The sequence below is a fragment of the Halorubrum halodurans genome (assembly GCF_002252985.1).
Classification (GTDB): domain Archaea; phylum Halobacteriota; class Halobacteria; order Halobacteriales; family Haloferacaceae; genus Halorubrum; species Halorubrum halodurans.
Window position 1 is genome coordinate 50,363 of sequence record NZ_NHPJ01000136.1, and the last position, 23,007, is coordinate 73,369.

The following is a 23,007-nucleotide window of genomic DNA, read 5'->3' on the forward strand; positions in this document are numbered from 1 at the left end:
CTCAGTCGTCGATGACGGCGGTCGAGGAGAGCGTCTCGTCGATCTCCGCCTCCGCCATCTTCCCGACGAGCGCGTCGATGACGGCCTCGCGACGGCCCTTCACGAACTTGATCGAGCCGACGACGAGGTGGCCGCCCCCGGAGACGCCGGCCTCGGGGAGCTCCTCGTTCAGCTCCGTCACCATCGTCGGGATGTCGAGCCGGACGCCGTCCGAGCGGAGGACGGCGAAGTCCGGCCCGTAGCCGATCGTGATGACCGGGTCGCCCGTCTCCTGAACCCGCGTGTCGTGGAGCTCGCCCGTCGTCTTCCCCGGCGCGGGGTAGGTGAAGCGGTGGGCGTACTCGTCGACGTCGATCCGGTAGAGGTGCGCGCCGGAGGCGAGCCGCTCGTGTTCGACGTGGTCGTCGACGGCCTCGAGCTGGCGGTCCACGTCGCGTTCGGCGCGCTCGGAGAGGAACGCGACCAGCTCCTCGTGGCGCTCGGGGTCGTCACAGCCGACGTTCAAGGCGTCGTTGACGAGCGTCTTCCCCTCGGAGTAGCGCAGCCAGTGGGCGGCGTAATCGAGCGCCTCGCCGATGTCGAGGAGGTCGTCCTTCCCGTAGCCGGCCTCGGCGGCGAGCTCGACGTAGTCGTCCATCGCCTCCGCCTTCGAGCGGTCCGAGAGCCCGGCGACGGCGGGCACGTGTTCGAGCTCCTCGGTGAGCGACGGGTCGATCAGCCGCGCGAGCTCGACGCACATCATGCCGGTGGTGACCCGGTAGTCCTCGTCGTGGAGGTACGGGTTGACGTGGGCGTCCAGGAGCGGCGCGACCGCGTCCGGGTCGGGGTGGTGGTGGTCGACGACCGCGATGGGGATGTCGTAGTGCGTGAGGTTCTCGTAGGCGGGGACGTCCTCCTCGGTCGACCCGTTGTCGAGCATGAGAAGCAGGGGGAGCTTCCGGCCGTGTCGGGCGCGGCCCTCGAGCGCGAAGTTGAGGTCGCGAGTGACGTCCTCCATCTCGTAGTAGGGCGCCTTGCTCGGGAGCCGCTTGAACAGGTGCTGTGCGGCGTCCGGGTCCTCGTGGACCTCCCGGACGAGCCGTTCGAGCGCCAGCTGGACCGGGATCGCGGCACACATCCCGTCGCCGTCGGCGTGGTGGCGGACCCGTATCGGCCGTCCGGCGAGCACGGTTCGCCGGAGCAGCCGGGCCAGATCGCGGAGGTCGTCGTGGATCGACTCGAACGCCTCCCACTCGACGAGCGGGTCGACGTCGGCCGGCTCCGCGCGCTCGTCGAGCGCCGCCTCGAACCGCTCTCGTGACGCCGCCTCCCGGTCGCCGGAGAGCGCCGCCAACGAGTCGACCTCGATCTGGAGCCCGCCCTCCCGCGTCTCGACGGTCCCGGTGACGTGAACCAGGTCGCCGACCTCGATGCCGGGATACGCCCGCACGCCGGCCTCCTCGAAGGCGGCACACGAGACGATCCCCGACGCGTCGGCGACGCCGAATATCGTCGGCCCGCCCGTCTGTTTCGTCTGGACGACCTCACCCTCGACGGTCACCTCGTCGCCGGGAACGAGCCCGCGAACCCGCGCTATCGTCGGCTCGTGTTCGACGATCTCGGTCGTGTAGCCGCCCGGCGACGCCTCCTCGAACGCGACGTCGCCGTTCTCCTTGACCTCGGTCAGACGGACGATCAGGCGGTCCCCGACCGCGTACTCGCCGTCGAGGTTCGACTCGTGGACGAGCCCGCTCACGGCGTCGGAGACGTCGACGAAGATCCCGTAGTCGACGACGCCGTTGACGGCGGCGTGGTACAGCGCGCCCGTCTCGACGTCCTCGAGGGTACAGTCGGGCGCGAGGTCGTTGACGACGTCCCTGTCGCGGTTCCCCTCCGCCCGCACGGCGTCGGGTTCGGGACTCGAATCGTCCCGCATGCCGGAATCTCCGGCGGTGTGCTCGCTCATACACGCCGTTCGGGATCGGACGGTGTTAAGCTTGTTATGTTGTGCTCGCGACACGGAGCCGGCGATCCCTCCGCGGTGCGGGAGTCGTCGCGGCGTCCTCACGTCCGGTCGGTCCGGAACCCATATGAGTCGACGGCGACTCTCTCGGGACATGCGACTGTTCCGGTCGGACGACCTCCTCGGGATCGCCCGAGACACGATGGAGTTCGTCCTCGAGGCCAGCGAGGAGACCCACCCCAACGAGTACATGGGGTTCCTCCGTGCGGACGACGCCAGCGCCCTCGACGTCGACCGGGACGGCCAGGTCATCACCGACGTGCTCGTCATCCCCGGAACGGAGTCGTCGCCGACGAGCGCGTCGGTCCGCTCGCACATGAAGCCGAACGACATGCGCTCGGTCGGGTCGGTCCACTCGCACCCGAACGGCGTGCTCCAACCGAGCGACGCCGACCTCGCGACGTTCGGACAGGGCGAGGTCCACATCATCGTCGGCGCGCCCTACGGGTGGGGCGACTGGAAGGCGTTCGACAACGACGGGAACCAGCGGACCCTCGAGGTGCTCGACGTCGAGATGCCCGACGAGCACTTCTTCGATTTCACCCAGGAGGACATCGACCGCGAGCTCGGAGACGCGAACGACGACCGGGGCGGGTTCCTCTCGTGGCTGCGATGACGCGGGTCGTCGCACAGGGGACCTTCGACCTCCTCCACCCCGGCCACGTCCACTACCTCGAGGACGCCGCGACGTACGGCGACGAGCTCCACGCGATCGTCGCTCGGGGGGCGAACGTCACCCACAAGGCGAAGCCGATCCTCGCCGACCGCCAGCGTCGGGACATGGTCGCCGCGCTCGACGCCGTCGACGAGGCCCACCTCGGGCACAGCGAGGACATCTTCGTGCCGATCGAGGCGATCGACCCGGACGTCATCGTGCTCGGATTCGACCAGCACCACGACGAGGACGCCATCACGGCCGCGCTCGGGGACCGGGGGATCGACTGCCGGGTCGAGCGGGCGTCCGGCCGCGAGCCCCGCCACGACGACGAGCTGCTCTCGACGGGCGACATCATCGACCGGATCCTCGAGCGTCGCGGGTGAGGTCGCGTCCGCGCCGGCGTTCCGTCCGAGCGGGCGGCTCCTCGAGCCGTCGGCGGTCGCCCGTCGACTCGCGGAAGCGCGGGACATATATGGACCGACACCCAAGCGGATCCACGTGACGATACCCGACCGGTTCCCCGCGGTCCTCGCCGCGGCGGCGATGGGCGTGTACCTCCTCGTCGTCGTCGGGGCGACGACCTCGCTGACCGACGCCGCGGCCGCCTGCGGCGGCTGGCCCGCCTGTGGCGGCGGCTACGCGCTCCCCGTGGAGCCGGCGGCCTGGATCGCCCTCGGCCACCGCGCGCTGGCGGCCGCGGTCGGGGCGGCGGTCGTCGCCTCCGCGGCCCTGGCGTGGCGCGACGGCGCGAGCCGTCGGGTCCGTGCCGCGCTCCTCCTCGCGCTCGCGTTGTACCCGGCACAGGCCGGGGTCGGCGCGGTCGTCGCCCTCGGCGACGACTCGCTTTCCGTCGGGGGTGGAACGCTCCCGCTCGGGCTGGTCCACCTCGTCCTCGGCGTGACCATCTTCGCGAGCGTCCTCGCCGCGCTGGCGTGGTGGCTCGAGGCCGCGACCGGCGACGCCGACGACACCCCGACCGACTTCGAGCCGGGGACCGACGACCTGCCGCCGGTCGAGGACGCGCCGGAGCCGTCGGTGCCGACCGCGACGGTGCCCCGGCTTCGCGCGACCGCGGCCGCGTACTTCCGGCTGATGAAGCCGCGGCTGATGTGGCTGCTCTGTCTCGTGGCCGCCGCCGCGATGGCGCTCGCCGGCGGGTCGGGCTTCACGCCGTACACGGTCGCGGCGACGCTCGCCGGCGGGGCGCTCTCCATCGGCGCGTCCGGGACGTTCAACCACGTCTTCGAACGCGACATCGACAAGCGGATGCAGCGGACCAACGACCGTCCGCTGGCGACCGACCTGGTTCCGGTCTCGCACGCACTCGCGTTCGGCGGGCTGTTGACGGTCGTCTCGCTCGGACTGTTCTGGAGCGTGAACGCCCTGACCGCCGCGCTCGGGCTCGTCGCGATCGTGTTCTACAGCGTCGTGTACACCCTGGTGTTGAAGCCGAACACGGTCCAGAACACCGTCATCGGTGGTGCGGCCGGCGCCCTGCCGGCGCTCATCGGCTGGGCCGCGGTGACCGGCGACGTCGGCCGGGGCGGACTGCTGCTCGCCGCCGTGATCTTCCTGTGGACGCCCGCGCACTTCTACAACCTCGCGCTGGCGTACAAGGAGGACTACGAGCGCGGCGGCTTCCCGATGATGCCCGTCGTCCGCGGCGAGACCGCCACCCGGCGGCACATCCTCTGGTACCTCGGCGCGACGCTCGTCGCCGCCGCCGTGCTCGCGGCCGTCGCGGAGCCGCTCGGCGCGCTGTACGCGCTCGTCGGCGTGGCTCTCGGCGCGGTCTTCCTGTGGGCCGTCGTCCGACTCCACTACGAGCGGAGCGAGTCCGCGGCGTTTCGGGCGTTCCACGCGTCGAACGCGTACCTCGGGCTCCTGTTGTTCGCCGTCGTCTTCGACGCGCTCGTGGTCTGAACCGGCGGTCGATCGGGCAGCCGTTTTATTGCGGTTCGGGCCCAACTCGCGCCCATGACACGAGTCGAGGTCGAGTACTGCGTACCGTGCGGAATGCTGGACCGGGCACAGGACGTCTCGCGGGCGGTCCTCGAGCAGTTCGGGGAGGAGCTCGAGGAGGTCGCGCTCGTCACCGGCGACCACGGCGTGTTCATCGTCCGCGTGGATGGCGAGGTCGTCTTCGACAAGGACGAGGACGGGTACGACGTCGACGACATCGTTCGCGCGGTGAAGCCGCACGTCGGCGCGGCCGCGTAGGCTACGACCCGCCCGTTCGGGCCGTCGACCGGTCCGGGATCGTTCCGAGGCCGCTCCTCGACCGCCGGGCGAAGTTAATTGTGCCTCGCTGACGAACCCGGAGCGGATGGCGGGCCAAACGGAACGGGATCCGAACGAACTCGGTGGCGATGCCTCGGACGAGAGCCACGGCTTCGGCGGAGCGGACGGCCCCGAGTGGCTGGGTCGGACGTGGTACCGATCGGGGGTCGGGATCGCGATCGCCGTCGGCGATCTCCTGTTGACCGTCGTCCTCGTGGCGGCGGCGACCGTGACCTACGACGGCTCGTTCGCCGGGGCGGCGGACCTCTCGCCCGGCCTCGTTCCGCCGTACGTCCCCGTGTTCAGCCTGCTCGGCGCGTTGGGCTTCGTCTTCACGACGCTGATCGAGCGGTTCGACGGGTCGGCCGGCAGGCTGCTCCGGTACAACGTCCACCTCCTCGCCGCGCTGCCGCTCGGCGTCGGGGTCTTCCTGCTGTCGGACATCGTGCTGGCCGAGACGGCGACCGACGACGCCCTCGTCGCCGGGACGGTGTTTCTCTCGGGGCTGTACGTCAACCTCGCGTACAAGCGGCTCGGCGCGCTGGCGAGGCGGCTCCTGCCGGGCGGGCGGAGCGGCCGCTCCTCGGCTGACGAGGGGGACGACGGGAACTCCTCGACGAACGGGGATCGAGGGCGGTCCGGGGAGTGACCCGACCGGACGGGTCGCGGGTCACTCGACGTCGGCGACCGACCGCGCCGAGTTGCTCACGACGAGCAGGCTGCTCGTCCCCATCGCGAGCGCGGCCAGGAGCGGGTTGAGCGCCCCGGAGACCGCGAGCGGGATCGCGATCGCGTTGTAGGCGAACGCCCAGCCGAGGTTCTCCCTGATCCGGCGGTTCGTCCCGCTCGTGACGTCGAACAGCTCCGGGATCGCGGCGAGGCGGTCCTCCAGGAGGACGGCGTCCGCGGCGTCGGCCGCGAGGTCGGTACCGCTCGCGACCGAGACGCCGAGGTCGGCCGCAGCGAGCGCCGGCGCGTCGTTGCTGCCGTCGCCGACCATCGCGACGCGCTCGCCGGCGCCGAGCCGCCGCACCGTCTCGGCCTTCGCTTCGGGGGGGACCCCGGCGAACACCTCGTCGATCGCCGGATGCTCCTCGAAGCGCCGCGCCGCCGCGGCCGAGTCGCCGGTGAGCACGACGACGCGTTTCCCGCGCTCTACGAGGTCGGTCACGACCGCCTCCCACCCCTCGCGGACCCCGTCGCCGACGAGGAGGACGCCGCGGACCTGCCCGTCCCAGCCGACGAAGACGGGGACGTTCCCGTCCGCGGTCGCGCGCTCGCCCGCCTCGCGGAGTCGATCGGGGAGCGCCCAGCCGCGGTCCGCGAACAGCGAGCGGTGGCCGACGACGACGCGGTCGCCGTCGATCGTTCCCTCGACGCCGCGGTCCGTGACCGTCACGTCCGCGGCGTCGACGTCGACGGGGTCGGAGGCGGAGCCCGACGCGCTCGCGGGGTCGACATCGCGGTCGGGGTCGACCCCATCCGTCCGGCTCCCCGCGGCCGCGGGTTCGGTTCCGCCGTCCGCGACGATCGTGGGGGACGCGGGAGCCGACCGGTCGGACGAGCCCCGGTCCGCCGCGGCCGCGTCGACGATCGCCTCGGCGATCGGGTGTGCGGACGCGCGCTCGAGCGCGGCCGCCCGACGGAGGAGTCGGTCGGCGTCGGTGTCAGGGTCGGACGGGTCCGGGCCATCGGCGAGAACGGTCTCGAGCAGCCGCATCTCGCCGTCGGTGAGCGTGCCGGTCTTGTCGAGCACGACCGCGTCGATCTCGGCGCCGGCCTCGAAGACGGCGTCGGAGACGATCACGATCCCGCGGCGGGCGGCGTCGCGGATCCCGGCGGCGATCGCGAGCGGGGTCGCGAGCCCGAGCGCGCACGGGCACGAGACGATGAGCACCGTGAGCCCGACGAGCGCCGCCTCGGCCGGCGCGCCGCCGAACGCCAGCGTGCCCGCGCCGGCGATCGCGGCGACCGCGACGACGAGCGGGACGAACACGGTCGCGAGCCGGTCGACGAGCCGCTGGATCCCCGACCGCGAGCTCTGGATGTCCCACAGCAGGCGCACGAGCGTGTCGAGCGTGCTCGTCGCGTCCTCGCCCACCTCGACCACGAGCGGCGAGTCCGTGACGACGGTCCCCCCGCGAACCCCGTCGCCGGGGCGTTTCGTCGCCGGCAGCGACTCGCCGGTGACGAGCGCCTCGTCGACGGCGGCGGTCCCCTCCGCGACGGTGCCGTCGAACGGGACGCGCTCGCCGGGGCGCACGAGCAGCCGGTCGCCCGGCTCGACCGCCTCCGTCGGGACGGTCTCGCCCGACTCCCGGCGCGCCTCGCTCTCGGCCGCGGTCGTCAGCTCCGAGAGCATCCCGGTCGCGCGCGATTTGATCCGCGACTCGTACCCGTTGCCCGCGGTGACGACGAGGATCACGGCGATCGTCACGTCGAAGTAGAGGTCGGTCCGGCCGAGCAGCATCGCGAGCGTGCTGTACGTGTAGGAGCTGACCGCCGCCAGCGACACCAAGAGATCCATGTTCGGCCGGCCGGCCCGCAGGCTCACGTACGCCCCGCGGAGGATCGGGTAGCCGGTGTAAAAGAGCACGATGGAGGTGAAAAGCCATATCTGCGTGAACAGGTAGAGCCCGCCCACGCCGCCCAGATCGAGGAGCGGGTCGTAGCCGAAGTAGGTCGGGTACAGGAAGAGGACGTACCACAGCATCGCCATCATCCCGAAGAAGCCGCCGCCGATCAGGAAGCGGACCACGTCGACGTCGTCGCCCTGGGGTTCGGGATTCGCCCGGTCGCTCGCGGTGTAGCCGGCGACCGACAGCGCGTCGGGCAGCTCGTCGGCGGCCACCCGGTCGGGGTCGTACTCGACGCGGATCGTGTCGGTGGCGTAGCTCGCCTCCGCGGCCGCGACGCCCTCGCGCTCGGCGGCGGTCAGCTCGAGGAACGACTCGCAGGTCGCACAGTGCATGCCGTCGACGTGGAGGAAGGCCGTCTCGCCGTCGAAGGAGTCGGAAGGGTCCGCGTCCGGGGTCCGCGCCTCGAGGTCCGCGAGGTCGTCCACGTCCTCGAGGGAGCGCGCCACCGTGAGACAGCCCTGACAACAGTACTCGCCCTCGACGTCCGGGTCGGCGTGCGGGTCGGATCCCGTCGGCAGGTCACAGAGGGTACAGTTCGGCATGGGTGGTGGCTTCGTCGGTGGCGCCGCGGACGGGAAGTGGAGTTCGCGGGCCCGCGCCGAGAGGCGCCGCGTCGCTAGTTCGACCGCGCACGCGTCGCCGTGTCGGTCGCGCTACGCCTCCTCGACGTCGCTCGGCTCGAGCCTGTCGTCGTCGCCGCCGGGACGGAGGCTGCCGCCGGTGGCGACACGGAGGCTCGCCCAGATGAGCACCACGTTGACGAACGTGACGGCGACGACGTATTCGGCGCGCGAGGCGATGTAGGCCGCGGCCGGAAGCACGCCGCCGAGCACCAGGAAGACGGCGTGCTGGAGCGAGAAGTCCATACGGAAGGGTATGCGGCCAGCATCATATAGTCCAAGCGGATTTTCATGCCACGGGAACGGGTACATATTATATGTCCGGCTACTCGTAATCGGACCTATGAGCCGAACCGAGACGGCAGGGGCGCCGGTGGACGACGCGGGGGGCGACGAGGAGTTCGATCCCGTCGGCACGCTCGCGCTCATCGCGGTGTACTTCGCGATCCTCGTGATCGCATGGGTGTACATCTACTACATCGAGTTCCTCGGCCGTGACCTGGTCGTGGTGGGGTGATATCGGATGCACATACACGCCTACGAGAAGATCTGGCTCGCGTTCGCCATCGTGTTGATCCTGCTGCTCCTCGGATCCGTGACGTACGGGGCGGTGGGACCGGGGGTGGCGATGGTCGCCGACAGCGAGGGACAGATCGACGCGACCGCCCTCGACGAGGACGAGCGGTTCGCCGAGCCGCGCGTCGAACAGGTCGGCGAGAACCACTACGCGGCGTACGTGGTCGCCTACCAGTTCGGGTTCGAGCCGGACCCGATCGTCGTCCCGGCGAACAGCCGGGTGACGCTACACGTCACCTCCCGCGACGTGATCCACGGCTTCGAGGTGGTGGGAACGAACGCGAACACGATGGTCGTGCCGGGCGAGGTCTCGGAGATCACGGTCGAGGTGGGCGAACCGCAGGAGTACGGTCTCCTCTGTAACGAGTACTGCGGAGCCGGACATCACGCCATGGAAGGGAAACTCCACGTCGTTCCACGGGAAGAGTTCGAGTCGTCCGACGGGGGTGAGAGCGCATGAGTGACGCGCTCGAGGCGGATCAGACGTTCTACGACAAGTTCCCCGCGGAGTCGAGGGTCGTCCGGTCGTCGCTTCTGGGCGCGTTCCTCGCGCTCACGCTCGGGGCGATCTTCGGGATCATCCAGACGCTCCACCGGACCGGGATCTTCCGCGGACTCATCGCCTCGACCGACTACTACACCCTGCTCACCGCACACGGCGTGTTCTTAGCGCTCAGCTTCACCACGTTCTTCCTCGCCGGGCTGTTCACGTGGGCGGTCGTTCGCAGCCTGGACCGGCCGCTCGTGAACATCAAGATCACCTGGACGTGGTACGCGCTCATGGCGGGCGGGATGACGATGACCGGCATCACCATCCTCGCCGGCCTGGTCGACGCCGTCGACATGAGCGCGGACGTGCTCTTCACCTTCTACGCGCCCCTTCAGGCACACCCGCTCTTTTACACCGGCCTCGCCGTGTTCATCGTCGGAACGTGGCTCGCCGGCGCCGACTGGTTCCGTACGTGGCTCGCGTGGCGCGAGGAGAACCCGAACGAGCGGATCCCGCTCCAGACGTTCATGGTGTTGACCACCATGATCATGTGGTACATCGCCTCCTCGGCGGTGGCGGCGTCGGTGCTGATCTTCCTCCTGCCGTGGTCGCTCGGGCTGATCGAGTCGGTGAACCCGACGCTCACCCGGACGCTGTTCTGGTTCTTCGGGCACCCGGTCGTCTACTTCTGGCTGATGCCCGCGTACCTGCTGTGGTACACCGTGCTGCCGTCGATCGCCGGCGGACGGCTGTTCAGCGACCCGCTGGCGCGGGTCGTCTTCGTCCTCTTCGTGCTGCTCTCGACGCCGGTCGGGATCCACCACCAGTACCTCGATCCCGGCATCGCCGAGGGCTTCAAGTTCATCTCGATGACGAACACGATGTTCCTGCTGTTGCCGAGCCTGCTCACGGCGTTCACGGTCGTCGCCAGCGTCGAGTACGGCGCTCGTCAGCGCGGCGGGACGGGGGTCTTCGGCTGGCTCCGGTCGCTCCCCTGGCGGGATCCGGCGTTCACCGGGATGATGCTGGCGGGGCTGATGTTCGCGGCCGGCGGGTTCTCGGGGATGGTCAACGCCGGGATGAACGTCAACTACATGATCCATAACACGATCTGGGTGCCCGGCCACTTCCACCTCACCGTGGGGACCGCGGTCGCGCTCACGTTCATGGCGGCGACCTACTGGCTCTGGCCGCAGATCACCAACAAGCCGATCTACAGCAGCCAGATCGGGCTGTTCCAGGTCGTGCTCTGGTTCATCGGCATGGCGCTCATGTCGAACGCGATGCATGCGCAGGGGCTGCTCGGCGTCCCCCGGCGGACCGCCGAGCCGGAGTACTCCGGGTTCGACTACCCGGTCGCGTTCGGCGGCTTCGAGGAGCTGAACGTCCAGATCGCGATCGGCGGGACGCTGCTGTTCCTCTCGACCGTCCTCTTCATCGGGAACCTCGTGCTCACGATGGGGAACCCGCGCGTCTCCGGGATCGCGGAGACGCTCCGTCCCGCGCTCTCCGGCCCCGACGACGCCCCCGAGGTCCTCGACGACCTCCGGATCTGGAGCGGGATCGCCGTGGTCCTCGTCGTGCTCGCGTACGCGCTCCCGCTCGCGGCGATCATCAACGACGGCGGGCTGTTCGGCCCCGGCGTCGGCACGTATCCGGTGTGGATCGACGCCGCGGCCGGCGCGATCGCCGACGTCACCGTTTCGGCGGCGTGGTCGCTCGTCGACGCGCTCGCGCTCCTCGGCTCCCGGCTCCTCGACGCGGCCGTCGCGGGGGTGATCGCGTGAACCTCGACGTCACCCGCGGCGGGCTGTTCGTCGGGCTCGCGATCTTCGGCGTCATCGTCTACGAGCTCCGGACGGTGCTCGACGCCCTCGGCGTCAGCCTCCCGATCGTGCCGTACATGGCCGGCGTGTTCGTCCTCGCCGGCGTGGCGGTCTGGATCGTGGTGCTCAACGGCGGGTGGCGGACCGAGCCCGACGAGGCCGGCTGACGCCGCGACGTCGATCGATCCGTCGGGCCGGCCGGACCGGCCGGACCGCCCGGTCCGGCCGGTCCGGCGACGGACCCGACGACCGACGCGGTTTTGACCGCCACCCTCCTTCGTTCCGTATGGTCGGAACCCGCGTCGTCGTCCGCTGTGCGGACTGTCCCTTCGAGACGACACACGACCGACTTCGGTCCGCGCGGGAGGCCCTCGCGGCCCACGAGGCCGACGCCGGGCACGTCGTCGACTGGCGGATCGAGTCGGTCGCGCCGGGCGTCGAGCGCGCGGGCGCGGACGCCGGCGTGTGCGGTCGTCCGGAGTGTACGAACGCCGACTCCCCGCTCGTCGATCCGAACCCGGACGACCGCTGAGCGCGACCCCGCGGCTCGGACGGTGCGACGGCGTCGGGGGTCCCCGGCGGCCCTCGATCGATCGGCCGATCAGCCGAAGGAGAGCGACTCCGCCTCCGCCCACCGCGGCTCGAACGCCTCGCTCACGCCCGCGGCGAACTCGGCGTCCTTGATGTCGATCATCGCGAAGGGCTCCTCGCCCGAGAGCGGATGCGGCACCTCGATACACACCTCCAGCCCGTCGAAGACGTTGAACGTCCCCTCGACGCCCGGCGTCGTCCGGACGGAGAACCCCTCGTTGTCGGCGAGCTCGGCGGTGTAGCGGCGGCCGACGCTGCGGGGAAGCGCGTCGACCGTCTCCGGCGACAGCAACACCCGGATCTCGACGCCGCGGTCGAGCGCCGCCTCCAGCTCCGCGGTCACCCGCTCGCCGACGGTGCCGAGGTCGAACCCGGTCGCGGGCGCGCCGGCGACGACGACCATCCGCCGCTCGGCCGCCGCGATGCGCTCCAACAGGAGATCAGTGGCGTCCTCCGGGCCGACGGCGGCGGTCCAGAACTCGCCGTCGACGGGGTCGGTCGCGTCGAGCTCCGTCGACAGCTCCTCGACGACCGACGCGTACTGTTCGGCCTGCGCGTCGAGCTCGCGTCGTTTCTCCTCGAGGAGCCGATCGAGCGCGGCGTCGGGCTCGACGCCGACGTACTTCTTCGGCCGGCTCGCCGCCTGGCTGCGGACGAGGTCGTGCCCCTCGAGGCTGTTGAGCACGTCGTAGATCCGGCCCATGGGGACCTCGCTGGCCCGCGAGAGGTCCTTCGCCGTCGTCGGTCCGGTTCGCAGCAGGGCGCGGTACGCGCGTGCCTCGTACTCCGACAGACCGAGGTCACGAAGGGATGCCATACGCACAGGTGTCCGGGTGTCGCCATAAACGCGTCGGACGTTTACGCGCGTTTCGGCCGACGGAGCGGTCCGCGGGAGCGCCGAGGACGGTCGGACGCGGGTTCGGGAGCGGTCGCCGCCCGGAGGTCCCTCAGACCGGGATCACTCGACCGTCTCGGCGACGCGGGTCAGCAACTCGTCCGGCGTTGTCGCGGGGGCGGAGACGGCGTCGCCGGCCGTCACGACGGCGGCCCCCTCGGGGACGGATCGCGGCGCGGGGGCGGCCTTCCGGTGCGCGTTCGGGACGACGACCTTCTCGTGGTCGGCGACCCGCCAGGCCGCGCGGTGGAGGTCGCTTCCGGGCTCGGTCCCGACGAGGACGACGGTCGTTCCGCGGAGCAGCCGCCCCACGAGGCTCCCGTACCCGGCGACCTGGACCCCGAGCCGGTCGGTCGCGCCCGCGAACGACTCGGCGGTCTCGCGGGCGACGTCGCGATAGCGGTCCTCGCCGGTGAGCGCCGCGAGGTCGACGAGCGCGGACGCGAGCTCCACGTTGCCGTCGAGCGGCCTGAAGGGGCGGTCGAGCAGCCCGGCACCCGAGCGCGGCCCGTCCACGAACGAGCCGTCGACGTGGAGCTCCGCGATCGCGCGATCGGCGACCGCGCGGGCGACGTCGGCCCCCTCGCCGAGCACGCCGGCGGCGCGGACGTACGCGCCCACGACGCGCGAGACGTCCTCGAGGAGGTCGCGCGGGGCGTCGTCGCCGGTCCCGTCGGCGCCCTCCTCGGTCGGGGCGTGGTGGGCCACGACGCCGGCGTCACGGTCGATCAGGTCGCGCTCGAGCCCGTCGAGGATCCGATCGGCGTACTCGCGGGCCCGCTCGTCGTCGGTGTACGCCGCGAACGTCAACAGCGCGTCGGCCGCGAGCGCGTTCGCGCCGGCGAAGACGGTCAGATCGCGCCGGGGGGCGTCGAGGTCCGCGCGCTCGTCGGCGGGGGCGGCGTAGTAGGCGCGGCCGAGTCCCGGTCCGAGGCTCCCGCCGACGCCGTAGCCGGTCCAGAGGTCGTCGGTGAGGAACTCGACCGCCGCCGCGGCGGGCTCGCGGTACGCCGCCTCGCCGGTGTAGAGGTAGGCGTTCGCGAACGCCCGCGTCACCGCGGCGGTCGTGTCCGCCGGCTTCTCGTAGGCCACGTCGCTCCAGTCGCGCGCGCCGGCGAACCGGAAGAAGCCGCCGGCGACCTCGTCGGCGAGGTGGTCGCGGACGGCGTCGAGGGTGCGGAGCGCGCGGTCGCGGTCGCGCTTCAGCGCGAACTCGACGGTTCGGGGCAGCGGGAACTTCGCGTCCGTGCCCCAGCCGGCGTGTTCGGCGTCGTACTTGGTCTCGAGCTGGCCGGCGAGGTGGCTCTCGATCGCCTCCGAGAGCTCCCCCGCGGGCGGGCGGTCGCCGTTCAGCGCGCGCGGGATCCGGCCGGCCTCGCGGCCGTCCTCGTTCCACATCCGGTGGACGGACTCGAGCACCTGGCGCATCCCGTCGACGCCGAGGTAGCCCGCGCCGGTGAGCAGCTCGCCGTCGGGCGTGAGGAAGGCGGTCGTCGGGAACCCGCCCATGTTGTATCGCTCGCGGACGCGCGGGCGGCGGTCGACGTCGACCCGGACCGGGACGAACCACTCGTTCACGTTGGCGGCGACCCGCGGCTCGGCGTAGGTGGTCGCGTCCATCTCGTGACAGCCCTCACACCAGGTGGCCGAAAGCGAGAGGAGGACCGGCAGGTCCCGCTCGTCGGCCTCCGAGAACGCCTCGTGGCCCCACTCGCGCCACTCGACCCGCGTCGCGTCGGTCATGGCACACGCTCGGGTCGGCGGGTGGGTAAGCGCTTCGAGACGCCGGGCGGGATCCGGACGCCGGCGGAGGGGGACGGCGGAACGGAGCCGGCGGAGGGCGGACGACGGGAGGGCGGCGCCGTCGGACGGGTGGCGGTCGGTCCCGGCTCAGGCGTCGGCGTCGTCGGCCCGTCTCCGGGCGTCGTCGGCGTCGGTTCCCCTCGGGACGTCGTCGGCGCGACGGCGCGCGTTCGACGCGCCGGGGACGTCCGCGCGGTCGGGACGGGCCGTCACGCCGAGGTCGTCGGACGCGCCGGGGTCGTAGTCGTGGCCGATCCTGAGCGCGAGCGCGTTCGCGGCCAACAGCCCGAGGAAGTACAGGCCGTTCGTCCCGTCGAGCCCCGCGGACAGCAGGAACGGGTAGCCGATCGGGAGGACGATCGCCGTCCAGAACGCGGCGGCGCGGACGGCGCGAACCATCCGCTCCGCGAGCGGGAGGTCGAAGGCGAGTCGGTTGAGGGGGACGCGGGTGGACATCTGACGACCGGGACGACGAACGGCAGCCACATATAGCCCGCCGAGGGTTCGGCGTAATTCACACCTTGTACCGTGTTTCGCGACGTTTTAAGACTCTCTCAGAACGGCGCTAAAAATTTATAACGTCTCCTGAGGATTCTTTCAGAATATACACTACGAAACTGTTCGGCGGGCGATCGGGGCGATCGGGAACGCTCGGGGACGGGTCGGCGCCCGACTGCCGAGGGCCGAAGCGATTTATCCCTGCCGCGGCCACGGTCGGTCATGACGAGCGACGAGACCGACGGGGACGGCGGGCGCGGAGACGGGGGGCGACCGCACGTGTGCGTCGTCGCCTGCGGCGGAACGATCGCGTCGGAGCCGGGGGACGACGGCGCCGCGCCGGCGAAGACGGGCGCGGACCTCGTCGAGGCGGTCCCCGGCGTGGAGCGATACGCGACGGTGTCGGCCCGCGAGGCGTGCGCGCAGCCGGGGTTCGACGTGCGTTGGCGCGACGTGTTCGCGACCGCGGCCGCGGCTCGGGAGGCGATCGAGGCGGGCGCGGACGGGATCGTCGTCACCCACGGCACCGACACGCTCTCCGACACCGCCTACGCGCTCGACGTGTTGACGGACCTGCCCGTACCGGTCGTGGTGACGGGCGCGCAGCGTCGGCTCGACGAACCCTCGAGCGACGTGCCGGCGAACCTGACGCTCGCGGTCCGGGCGGCGGCGGACGACCGGTTCGCGGACGGCGTCCACGTCGCGTTCGACGACGAGCTCCACGCCGGCCGCGACGTGGTAAAGGGTCACAGCAACGCGCTCTCGACGATGACCTCGCCGGCGACCGCGCCGGTCGCGACGTTCACCCGCGCGGCGTCCGACGTGATCCGGGAGCCACGGCGGCGCGTCGCGGTCGACCCGCTCTGTGGTCCCGAGGGGCCGATCGACCCGTCGGATCCGGCCGCGGCGGCCGACCGCGTCCCCGAGGTGCCCGTGATCCACTCGGGGACGGGGGCCACGGCGGCGGGGATCGACCGCGCCCTCGCGGCGGACGTGGGCGGGATCGTGATCGAGGGGACCGGCCTGGGGAACGTCACGGCCGCCATCGGCGACGCGGTCGCGGAGGCGATCGAGGAGGTACCCGTCGTCGTCGCCGGGCGGCCCGCGGGGCCGACCGAGCCGGTGTACGGCACGCCGGGCGGGGCGGTCACGCTCGCGGACCACGGCGTCGTCTTCGCCGGCGACCTCCCGGCCGCGAAGGCCCGCGTCGGGCTGGCGCTCGGGCTGGCGGCCGGGGTCGAACGGTCGGATCTCCCCCGCGTGTTCGGCCGGCCCTGAACCGGCGACGCGACCGGCCCTGAACCGGCGACGCGGCCGACGACCTCGCGGTCGCGTTCGACCGCGTCGAGCGGGGCTCGCGTGACGGCGCGCTCCGGACGTCCGCGCGGCTCGGAGGGGAGATCACGGGAGGTCGGCCGGGTCGACGTCGCCGTCGGCGATCGCCCGGAGCTCCTCGTCCGAGAGCGACTCGATCACGAACGGCGGGATCCCGTCGGGAAGGTCCTCGGCTGCCGGGCGGTCGTCGGGGCGTCGAACCTCGATCGTCCCGCCGTCGCTCACGGCCGGGCCGGCGTCGGTCGCGGACCCCTCGGTCGAGAGCCGGGTCACGGCGGACTCGACCTCCTCGACCATCTCCGCCTGTCGCTCGTTCGCGGCCGCCAGCTCCCGGATCTCGTCCGTGACGCGGGTGGACTGCTCGACGACCTCGTCGACCGTGGCCGCGATCTCCTCGGCGGCGGCCGCCTGGTCGTCGGTGACGTCCGACACCTCGCTGATCCCCGCCGCGGTCTCCGAGACCGCCTCGGCGATGTCGGTCAGGTCCGACATCGCGTCCTCGACGCGGTCGACCCCACGGGAGACCCGCTCGTTCGCCTCCGTCAGGCTCTCGACGGTCTCCTCCGTGTCCGCCTGAATGCCCGAAACCATCTCCTCGATGTCGCCGGCGTGGTCCTTGGATTCCTCGGCGAGCGACTTGATCTCGTCGGCGACGACGCCGAACCCGGAGCCGGCCTCGCCCGCCCGCGCGGCCTCGATGGAGGCGTTGAGCGCGAGCAGGTTCGTCTGGTCGGCGATCCCGTTTATCGCGTCGACGAACTCGTCGATCTCGCCGACGCGCTCCTGGAGCGCCGCCACGTCGTCCGCGGCCTCGTCGACCGCCTCCCCGATGTCGTCCATGACGTCCGCGGCGTCGTCCGCGGCGCCCCGGCCGTCGTCGGCGAGCCCTTCCGCGCGGTCGCTCGCGTTCTCGACCTGGTCGGCCGTCGAGGCGACCTCCTCGACGGTCGCGGAGAGGTTGCCGACCTCCGCGGCGACCTCGCGGATCCGGTCCGACTGCTCCCCGGAGGCGTCGCGGATGGTGGCCGCGCTCTCGGCGACGTCGGTGGCGGACGTCTGGAGGTCCTCGATCGGGTCGCGAAGCTCCTCGCGGACCTCGGTCATCAGTCGCTCGTTCCGTCGCGCCGCCGCCTCGATCTCCCGGCTGTACGAGTGGATGTACGTGTCCGTGACGACCTGCATGTCGAGGTTGACGATCCGGAGGATCGAGAGGACGTCCTCGATGGCGTCGTCGACCTCCGCTCGAACGGCGTCCTCGACGGCGTCTCCGCTCGCACCGTCGCGCCCGCTCCCGGCCTCCGCCGTCGGGGTCGCGCGCGGACCGCTCGGTCCCTCCCCGCCGACCGCCAGCCCGCCGTCCGTGGCCGCGCCGGTCAGCCGCTCGGTGAGCGACTCGACGAGGCGCTCGCCGACGATCGGCAGGATCAGGTCGTAGTAGACGCCGTACTGGCCGAGGTAGTGTTTCATCGGCATCTCCAGCAGGTCGTGGATCTTGCCGATCCGCGCCCGGTCGGCGAAGTAGTCGGAGCCGTACTCGCCGTTCGCCAGCGTCACGAGATACGCCGACTGGGTCCGTTTGAGCTGCTCGATCCCCTTCTCGGAGCGGCCGATGACGTCGACGGTCTGCTGGTGGGCCGAGAGGTTCTCGTAGAAGTCCTCGGCGACCCGATCGGCGTTGGCCGCGAACGCGTCCTCGTACCGCTCGAGCCGGCGAACGTCCTCCTCGTCGAAGCCGATGAACTCCTTGCGCCACGCGATCTCGTCGGCGTCGAGGCCGATCTCCCCGACCAGCTCCTCGACGTCCAACCGGTCGTTCAGTCCGCCCTGCCCGAAGTCGTCACGTCCGTACTGCCCTGACGCGGTCATGGATCGGCACCCGCCACGGCAGCATATAAACGATCGCGGCGAGATCGCAGACGAGATAATCGGATGCCGTTCGAGCGGCGGTCAGGCGGCGCCGTCCGCGATCGCCGTCTCGAGCGTGGTGCGGTCCTGTGCGCCGACGAACCGGTCGACCGGCTCGCCGTTCGCGTACACGACGAACGTCGGCACGCCTCGGGCGCCGAGCTGCTGGGCGAGTCCGGGATGTTCGTCGACGTCGACCTTCGCGACGACCGCGTCCGTCCCGGCGGCGAGCGACTCGACGGTCGGCTCCATCATCCGACACGGGCCACACCAGTCGGCGTAACAGTCGACGAGCACGACATCGTGGCCGTCCACGAGCCGCCGGAACTCCTCGGGACCGCCGACCTCGACCGGCTCGGCCGGCGTATCGGAGGCGCCTCCGGCGTCGGATCCGGCCGCGTCGTCGCCGCTCGCGGAGCCCCCGCCCTCCTCCGCGCCGAGCCGGTCGCGCAGTTCCCTCCGCTTTCGCTCGCGGATCCGCTCGCGCTCGCTCCGTTCCGATCGGTTCTCGCCGCTCCCCTCCCGGTCCGCGCCGCTTCCGTCGGTCTCGCTCATACATCAGTATTGTGCTCACAAAACAATATAGGTTGCGGTCGACGGGATCGGCGTGACGGGGCCGTGCGTGACAGAGTTATATGAGAACGCGCGCTACGTAGGACACATGAGCGACACCGACGCGGTCCGGATGGACGACGACGAGCGCGACGAGTTCCTCGGTCGGTCCGGGACCGGCGTCATCTCGCTCGCGACGCCCGCGGGCGAGCCGCCACACAGCGTCCCGGTCTCCTACGGCTACGACCCGGTCGAGTCGGTCCTCTACTTCCGGCTCTCCGTCGGACCGGACCGGGGGAAGGGCGACCTCGACGGCCGCGAGGCGACGTTCGTCACCTACGGCGAGCGCGACGGGCGCTGGCGGAGCGTCGCGGCGAGCGGGCGGCTGGTGTCGACCACGGACGAGTCCGTGGCCGCCGAGACCATCGAGGGACTCGAGCGGACCGGCAGGATACCGATCGTCGACGTCTTCGGCGAGCCCACGAGCGAGGTGACCTTCGCGTTCTACCGGCTCGACGCCGAGCGGTTCACCACGCGGATCGAGCGATCGATGGAGCCCTGAGACGGGGCCGGCGACCGCCCGAACCACCCGGATCGTCCGGACCACCCGGATCGCCCGGATCGGGCGTGGAGTCGACGAGTCGACCCCGGCTCAGACCAGTCCGACGGCGACGAAGCCGACGTAACAGGCCGCCACCAGCACGCCGGAGTGGAACAGCGCCCCGTACCTGCCGCGCGCGGCGGCCCCGGCGAACCACCCCGACGCGAGCATCGTCGCCTGCGCGACCACGTAGAGGCGGAACCGCTCCAGCTCCGGGTGGACGAGGCCGGGATCGACGGGGGCGTCGAGCGCGGCTGCGAGCGCGAGCAGGCGATCCGTCTCCATCACGCCCGCGTTGATCGCGGCGACCACGCCGGCGACTGACAGCGCCGCGACCCAGCCCACCACGACGTACCGGCGCATCGCCCCGCGGAGCGCCCGCTTCTCGTGGGTCAGCCGGTCGACCTCGACCTGGAGCGTCTCGAACACCTCGTCGACGGTACTCCCGGCGTTCAACGCCCCGGCGACCAGCCCGACGGTCCGGGCGGCCAGCGGCGTCCCGACGCGGGCGACGAACCGGTCGAGCGCCGCGGCGCGCACGTCGCTGCCGGCGGCCGGCGCGTCGACCACGGAGCCGGCGAGCCCGCCGCCGTCGCCCGTCGCCCCGCCGTCCCCGGTGGTCGTCAGGGAGAGATTGAACGCGAGGTCGGCGACGTCGTCGCGCAACACGCCGAGGTCGGTCTCGCGGGCCGCGGTCGCGACCGCCTCGGGAAACGGGCGGCCGACGGCGGCGTGCGCGGAGACCGCGTAGACGAGGTCGGCGACCCGGCGGTCCTTCGCGTCGTCGATCCGGCCGCGGCGGGCGGCGACGAGCCCGACGGGGAGCGCGAACGCGACGTACGCCAGGAGCGCGACGTTCACGAGCGGATACCCGGCGTACGCGAGCCAGCCGGCGGCGGCTGCCGTGGGGACGGCCGCGACCGCCGACGCGCTGGCCGGGTTCGACGCCGCGGACGCGAACACGGCGCGGACCTCCTTCGGCCGCCGGTAGCTCGTGCGGGAGTCGACGGGGCGGAGCGCGCCGGTGGCGGCGATGCCGACGAGCCCGACCGCGAGCAGGAACCCGACGGAGGCGTAGACGGCGACCGCCCGCGGCGAGACGGCCCCGACCGGCGTGTCCACCAGCCGCGAGAGGTCCGGCGCGAACACGCTCGTCACCGTGACGGCGACGACGAGCAGCGCCGGCAACACGAGCACCAGCACGAACAGCTCCGCGATCGGTTTCAGGTACCGCCGCGCGCGGGTCCGGGCGTGTTCCTGTCGGTGCGCGAGCAGGCGGCTCTCGGCCCCGAGGAACTCCGCGAGCGCCTCGTCACCGGCGGAGACGTGCTGGCGGAACTTCAGGAGGAACGGCGCGAGCAGGTCCCGCGAGGGCGTGTCGCGGGCGACCCGGCGGAGCCCGGCGTCGAGGCTGCCCGTGAGCCGCGCCGCGTTGAGCGCCTTCCGGAACGAGACGGCGGCGCCGCCGTAGGCGTCGTTCTCGGCGACCTTCGCGATCAGGGTGCGGGCGTCGTCGCTCCCCGAGGAGAGCGCGTCGAGGTACCTGACCGCGCCGGGAAGCGTCCGCTCGATCCGCGTCCGGCGCGCGGAGACCAGCCACCGGAGGTAGAGCCCGCCGGCGCGGACCGTCGCGCGCTTGACGAGGAGGCCCGCGGCCGCCGACAGGGCGACCGCGAGCGCGGCGGGCGGCGGGACGGGAACCGCGACCGGCGCGAGCGCGCCGAGGCCGGACGCGAGCGCGAGGGAGACGTCGGGCGCGAGAGCGACGGCGACGAGGAAGGCCGGGACGGCCGCCGCGAGACACGCGAGCCACGAGAGCGCGTACGTCCGCGCGAGGTACGTCTCGAAGCCCGTCGACGGGTCCGCCCCGCGGTAGCGCTGCCTGTCGACGTCGTGGCGGCGGTCGTCGGCGTGGCGGGCGAACAGCGCGCCGAGGAGCCGGTCGAGCCCGGCGAACCGAGAGCGTCGGGGGCGGTCGGCGGGGTCGTCGCGTCGGGTTTCGGCGTCGCGCTCCCCGCGCGTCGACGCCCGCGTGCCGCCACTCACGGCGCGCCCCCGGACCGGGACCCGTCGGGCGGCGCGTCGCGCGCGTCCCCGGACCCCGCCTCGTCGTTCCCGTCGGTCGCGCGCCGCATCGACCGCGCGGCGCGCTCGACGGTCGCGGCCTCGTCGGCCCGGAGGTCGGCGAGGAACTCGAACAGCTCGTCGAAGTCGTCGAGGCCGTCGCGGACGAGGTACTCCACGTAGCGGTGTTTGGCGGCGAACTCGGACTCGACCGCGTCGAGGTCCCGGTCGGTCCGCTCGGCGAGTCTCGCGAGCGCGTGGAGCCGCCTGCCGCCGTCGGGGTACGAGGCCGCGGCGTCCGCGGTCGGCGCGCCGTCCATCCGGAACCCGCCCGCGGGGTCGCGCCACGCGACGGTGTTGTAGTGGACGCTCGTGTCGTCGCGCTCGATCACGCCGGCCCCGCCGTGTTTCGGGTCGCCGGTCCGGCTCCCCGTCGCGGCCGGGTCGAGCGCGTCGTACTCGGCCGGCGAGAGCGGCTCGACCGCCTGCGCGACGTACCGGTCCCCGCCGACCTGCCGCGGGAAGACGACCAGGTCGATCTCCCGGAACAGGTACGGCGGGAGCCCGCGCTCGATCGCGCGGTTGACGAGCGTCTCCACGTCCGCGGCGTGGGTGGTACCGACGACGCCGTGGCCCGTATTCACCGTCTCGGCGAACGTCTCGAAGCTGGCGGGCGTGTTGATCTCGGCTATCACCTCGACGTCCGGGTTCAGGTAGTTCGCCTCGGTCATCAGCGTCGCCATGCTCACGGCCTTGTAGTCGTTCTCGTGGTCGCGGGTCGTCAGCGCCACGCCGGTCTCGTGGGGGAGCCGGACCTCGCGGGAGCCCTCGTCGATGGAGACGGGCCGGTCGTCGAAGGGGATGAAGGGCATGTGGGCGTTCATCAGCGTCGTCTTGCCCGCCCCCGTCGGCCCCGCGAAGAGGACGACCCCGCGGTGCTCGTACAGCAGCCACAGGAGCGTGACGAGTTCGGCCGAGAGCGCGTCGCGGGCGATCAGGTCGACCGGCGTGAGCGGGTCGGCCGCCTGCTTCCGGATCGAGACGTGCGGCCCGTCCGCGGAGATGACCGGGAGCGCGACCGCACACCGGATCGTCTCCGGGACGCCGGGAACGTCGAGGTTGACCTTCGCGGAGGGCGTCGAGGCGTTCAGCTCCACGCCGTCGCGGGCCGCGAGCCGCGTCACGACGTCGACGAACCGCGACTCGTCGGTAAAGGCGAGGTTCGTCGGGATCCGGCCGCCCCCCGCGAGCGGGTCGATCGCGCCGCCGCCGGTTCCCGCCACCACCGCCGGGCGGGGAACGACCTTCACGCGCTCGTCGACGCGGTTGGCCTCGACGTCCTCCAGGTTCGGGTCGCGGATCGGGACGGTGAGGACCCCCTCGCCGACGAAGTCGCGGAGGACGTAGTAGACGAGGTCGTCGAGGCGGTCGGCGGCGTACGCCGGGTCGACGCTCGGGGAGAGCAGGTCCCGGTCGGCGAGGGCCCCCCGGACGCGGTTGCGAGCGGCCGCGATCCACCCGCGCGGGTCGCCGCCGTCGAGCCGGCGCGAGAGGTAGCGCCGGGCGTGCTCGGCGACGAAGGCGGTGCGGTCGTCGATCAGCCGGTCGACGGGGGTCTCCCAGATGCGGCGCTCGCAGTCGCGGATCAGCGCCTCGTCGCCGGGGAGCAGGT

The 23,007-nt window shown here is 72.2% G+C and carries 22 protein-coding genes; 12 read left to right on the plus strand and 10 right to left on the minus strand.

Going from position 1 to position 23,007, the window contains the following annotated elements; genetic code table 11:
- Position 1 precedes the first annotated feature (1 nt).
- Positions 2 to 1,945: a DHH family phosphoesterase gene (locus tag DJ70_RS15720; protein WP_094534650.1), complete on the minus strand. Its 1,944-nt coding sequence runs from the start codon at positions 1,943 to 1,945 to the stop codon at positions 2 to 4.
- Positions 1,946 to 2,096: 151 nt separating this feature from the next.
- On the opposite strand from DJ70_RS15720, the gene DJ70_RS15725 reads away from it, so the two are divergent.
- From DJ70_RS15725 to DJ70_RS15745, 5 genes are all read left to right on the plus strand, one after another.
- Complete coding sequence (locus DJ70_RS15725; RefSeq protein WP_094534652.1) at positions 2,097 to 2,618, plus strand: Mov34/MPN/PAD-1 family protein; 522 nt, start codon at positions 2,097 to 2,099, stop codon at positions 2,616 to 2,618.
- Complete coding sequence (locus DJ70_RS15730) at positions 2,615 to 3,043, plus strand: adenylyltransferase/cytidyltransferase family protein (RefSeq protein WP_094534654.1); 429 nt, start codon at positions 2,615 to 2,617, stop codon at positions 3,041 to 3,043. The genes DJ70_RS15725 and DJ70_RS15730 overlap by 4 nt, the downstream gene beginning before the upstream one ends.
- Before the next feature lie 115 nt (positions 3,044 to 3,158).
- Positions 3,159 to 4,583, plus strand: a complete 1,425-nt coding sequence (locus DJ70_RS15735; protein ID WP_094534656.1) for a heme o synthase — start codon at positions 3,159 to 3,161, stop codon at positions 4,581 to 4,583.
- Positions 4,584 to 4,637: 54 nt separating this feature from the next.
- Complete coding sequence (locus DJ70_RS15740) at positions 4,638 to 4,880, plus strand: SelT/SelW/SelH family protein (protein ID WP_094534658.1); 243 nt, start codon at positions 4,638 to 4,640, stop codon at positions 4,878 to 4,880.
- A 106-nt stretch (positions 4,881 to 4,986) separates the two neighbouring features.
- Positions 4,987 to 5,589: a hypothetical protein gene (locus tag DJ70_RS15745; RefSeq protein ID WP_245810876.1), complete on the plus strand. Its 603-nt coding sequence runs from the start codon at positions 4,987 to 4,989 to the stop codon at positions 5,587 to 5,589.
- Between the two features lie 21 nt (positions 5,590 to 5,610).
- Here the strand turns inward: DJ70_RS15745 and DJ70_RS15750 are convergent, their stop codons facing one another.
- Together DJ70_RS15750 and DJ70_RS15755 are read right to left on the minus strand one after the other, a co-directional pair.
- Positions 5,611 to 8,121, minus strand: a complete 2,511-nt coding sequence (locus DJ70_RS15750; protein WP_094534660.1) for a heavy metal translocating P-type ATPase — start codon at positions 8,119 to 8,121, stop codon at positions 5,611 to 5,613.
- Positions 8,122 to 8,232: 111 nt separating this feature from the next.
- Positions 8,233 to 8,445: a hypothetical protein gene (locus tag DJ70_RS15755; protein WP_094534662.1), complete on the minus strand. Its 213-nt coding sequence runs from the start codon at positions 8,443 to 8,445 to the stop codon at positions 8,233 to 8,235.
- A gap of 97 nt (positions 8,446 to 8,542) precedes the next feature.
- Here DJ70_RS15755 and DJ70_RS17575 point away from each other — a divergent pair, with 97 nt between their 5' ends.
- The 5 genes from DJ70_RS17575 (at position 8,543) to DJ70_RS15775 (ending at position 11,623) form a co-directional block, all read left to right on the plus strand.
- Positions 8,543 to 8,716 carry a hypothetical protein gene (locus DJ70_RS17575; protein WP_179234081.1) on the plus strand — a complete coding sequence of 58 codons (174 nt, stop codon included), beginning with the start codon at positions 8,543 to 8,545 and terminating at the stop codon, positions 8,714 to 8,716.
- Between the two features lie 6 nt (positions 8,717 to 8,722).
- Positions 8,723 to 9,235, plus strand: coding sequence for a cytochrome c oxidase subunit II (locus DJ70_RS15760; protein WP_066411634.1), 513 nt, complete (start codon positions 8,723 to 8,725; stop codon positions 9,233 to 9,235).
- Entirely contained in the window at positions 9,232 to 11,052 is a 1,821-nt protein-coding gene (locus DJ70_RS15765) for a b(o/a)3-type cytochrome-c oxidase subunit 1 (RefSeq protein WP_094534664.1), read from the plus strand. The genes DJ70_RS15760 and DJ70_RS15765 overlap by 4 nt, the downstream gene beginning before the upstream one ends.
- The gene (locus tag DJ70_RS15770; RefSeq protein ID WP_094534665.1) at positions 11,049 to 11,258 is read left to right on the plus strand and encodes a CbaC protein; all 210 of its coding nucleotides are present in this window, start codon (positions 11,049 to 11,051) and stop codon (positions 11,256 to 11,258) included. The genes DJ70_RS15765 and DJ70_RS15770 overlap by 4 nt, the downstream gene beginning before the upstream one ends.
- A gap of 119 nt (positions 11,259 to 11,377) precedes the next feature.
- Positions 11,378 to 11,623: a DUF7542 family protein gene (locus tag DJ70_RS15775; protein WP_094534667.1), complete on the plus strand. Its 246-nt coding sequence runs from the start codon at positions 11,378 to 11,380 to the stop codon at positions 11,621 to 11,623.
- A 69-nt stretch (positions 11,624 to 11,692) separates the two neighbouring features.
- Here DJ70_RS15775 and DJ70_RS15780 read toward each other — a convergent pair whose 3' ends face one another.
- The 3 genes from DJ70_RS15780 to DJ70_RS17880 all read right to left on the minus strand — a co-directional run bounded on the left by DJ70_RS15780 (position 11,693) and on the right by DJ70_RS17880 (position 14,836).
- A complete protein-coding gene (locus DJ70_RS15780; protein WP_094534669.1) occupies positions 11,693 to 12,499 on the minus strand; it encodes a TrmB family transcriptional regulator in 807 nt (268 codons plus the stop codon).
- A gap of 141 nt (positions 12,500 to 12,640) precedes the next feature.
- The gene (locus tag DJ70_RS15785) at positions 12,641 to 14,320 is read right to left on the minus strand and encodes a DUF255 domain-containing protein (protein WP_094534671.1); all 1,680 of its coding nucleotides are present in this window, start codon (positions 14,318 to 14,320) and stop codon (positions 12,641 to 12,643) included.
- Between the two features lie 147 nt (positions 14,321 to 14,467).
- Entirely contained in the window at positions 14,468 to 14,836 is a 369-nt protein-coding gene (locus DJ70_RS17880) for a hypothetical protein (protein WP_179234077.1), read from the minus strand.
- A gap of 264 nt (positions 14,837 to 15,100) precedes the next feature.
- Here DJ70_RS17880 and DJ70_RS15795 point away from each other — a divergent pair, with 264 nt between their 5' ends.
- Positions 15,101 to 16,156: an asparaginase gene (locus tag DJ70_RS15795; RefSeq protein WP_094534673.1), complete on the plus strand. Its 1,056-nt coding sequence runs from the start codon at positions 15,101 to 15,103 to the stop codon at positions 16,154 to 16,156.
- A gap of 123 nt (positions 16,157 to 16,279) precedes the next feature.
- On the opposite strand, the gene DJ70_RS15800 is transcribed toward DJ70_RS15795, so the two are convergent.
- Positions 16,280 to 18,079, minus strand: a complete 1,800-nt coding sequence (locus DJ70_RS15800) for a globin-coupled sensor protein (RefSeq protein WP_179234082.1) — start codon at positions 18,077 to 18,079, stop codon at positions 16,280 to 16,282.
- Between the two features lie 81 nt (positions 18,080 to 18,160).
- Positions 18,161 to 18,673, minus strand: coding sequence for a thioredoxin family protein (locus DJ70_RS15805; protein WP_094534675.1), 513 nt, complete (start codon positions 18,671 to 18,673; stop codon positions 18,161 to 18,163).
- A 106-nt stretch (positions 18,674 to 18,779) separates the two neighbouring features.
- On the opposite strand from DJ70_RS15805, the gene DJ70_RS15810 reads away from it, so the two are divergent.
- Entirely contained in the window at positions 18,780 to 19,232 is a 453-nt protein-coding gene (locus DJ70_RS15810) for a pyridoxamine 5'-phosphate oxidase family protein (protein ID WP_094534677.1), read from the plus strand.
- A gap of 90 nt (positions 19,233 to 19,322) precedes the next feature.
- On the opposite strand, the gene DJ70_RS15815 is transcribed toward DJ70_RS15810, so the two are convergent.
- Together DJ70_RS15815 and DJ70_RS15820 are read right to left on the minus strand one after the other, a co-directional pair.
- The gene (locus tag DJ70_RS15815) at positions 19,323 to 21,317 is read right to left on the minus strand and encodes a type II secretion system F family protein (protein ID WP_094534679.1); all 1,995 of its coding nucleotides are present in this window, start codon (positions 21,315 to 21,317) and stop codon (positions 19,323 to 19,325) included.
- Positions 21,314 to 23,007 (minus strand): type II/IV secretion system ATPase subunit (locus DJ70_RS15820; protein ID WP_094534681.1); only part of this gene is annotated, 1,694 nt, incomplete at its 5' end. The genes DJ70_RS15815 and DJ70_RS15820, both read right to left, overlap by 4 nt.

Excerpts from the sequence above, each read along its gene's own strand:
- DJ70_RS15805 (WP_094534675.1), bottom strand. The coding sequence starts at position 18,673 with ATGAGCGAGACCGACGGAAGCGGCGCGGACCGGGAGGGGAGCGGCGAG.
- DJ70_RS15725 (WP_094534652.1), top strand. The coding sequence starts at position 2,097 with ATGCGACTGTTCCGGTCGGACGACCTCCTCGGGATCGCCCGAGACACG.
- DJ70_RS17575 (WP_179234081.1), top strand. The coding sequence starts at position 8,543 with ATGAGCCGAACCGAGACGGCAGGGGCGCCGGTGGACGACGCGGGGGGC.
- DJ70_RS15800 (WP_179234082.1), bottom strand. The coding sequence starts at position 18,079 with ATGACCGCGTCAGGGCAGTACGGACGTGACGACTTCGGGCAGGGCGGA.
- DJ70_RS15760 (WP_066411634.1), top strand. The coding sequence starts at position 8,723 with ATGCACATACACGCCTACGAGAAGATCTGGCTCGCGTTCGCCATCGTG.
- DJ70_RS15780 (WP_094534669.1), bottom strand. The coding sequence starts at position 12,499 with ATGGCATCCCTTCGTGACCTCGGTCTGTCGGAGTACGAGGCACGCGCG.
- DJ70_RS15755 (WP_094534662.1), bottom strand. The coding sequence starts at position 8,445 with ATGGACTTCTCGCTCCAGCACGCCGTCTTCCTGGTGCTCGGCGGCGTG.
- DJ70_RS15720 (WP_094534650.1), bottom strand. The coding sequence starts at position 1,945 with ATGAGCGAGCACACCGCCGGAGATTCCGGCATGCGGGACGATTCGAGT.
- DJ70_RS15810 (WP_094534677.1), top strand. The coding sequence starts at position 18,780 with ATGAGCGACACCGACGCGGTCCGGATGGACGACGACGAGCGCGACGAG.
- DJ70_RS15785 (WP_094534671.1), bottom strand. The coding sequence starts at position 14,320 with ATGACCGACGCGACGCGGGTCGAGTGGCGCGAGTGGGGCCACGAGGCG.
- DJ70_RS15730 (WP_094534654.1), top strand. The coding sequence starts at position 2,615 with ATGACGCGGGTCGTCGCACAGGGGACCTTCGACCTCCTCCACCCCGGC.
- DJ70_RS17880 (WP_179234077.1), bottom strand. The coding sequence starts at position 14,836 with ATGTCCACCCGCGTCCCCCTCAACCGACTCGCCTTCGACCTCCCGCTC.
- DJ70_RS15795 (WP_094534673.1), top strand. The coding sequence starts at position 15,101 with ATGACGAGCGACGAGACCGACGGGGACGGCGGGCGCGGAGACGGGGGG.
- DJ70_RS15740 (WP_094534658.1), top strand. The coding sequence starts at position 4,638 with ATGACACGAGTCGAGGTCGAGTACTGCGTACCGTGCGGAATGCTGGAC.
- DJ70_RS15775 (WP_094534667.1), top strand. The coding sequence starts at position 11,378 with ATGGTCGGAACCCGCGTCGTCGTCCGCTGTGCGGACTGTCCCTTCGAG.
- DJ70_RS15745 (WP_245810876.1), top strand. The coding sequence starts at position 4,987 with ATGGCGGGCCAAACGGAACGGGATCCGAACGAACTCGGTGGCGATGCC.
- DJ70_RS15750 (WP_094534660.1), bottom strand. The coding sequence starts at position 8,121 with ATGCCGAACTGTACCCTCTGTGACCTGCCGACGGGATCCGACCCGCAC.
- DJ70_RS15765 (WP_094534664.1), top strand. The coding sequence starts at position 9,232 with ATGAGTGACGCGCTCGAGGCGGATCAGACGTTCTACGACAAGTTCCCC.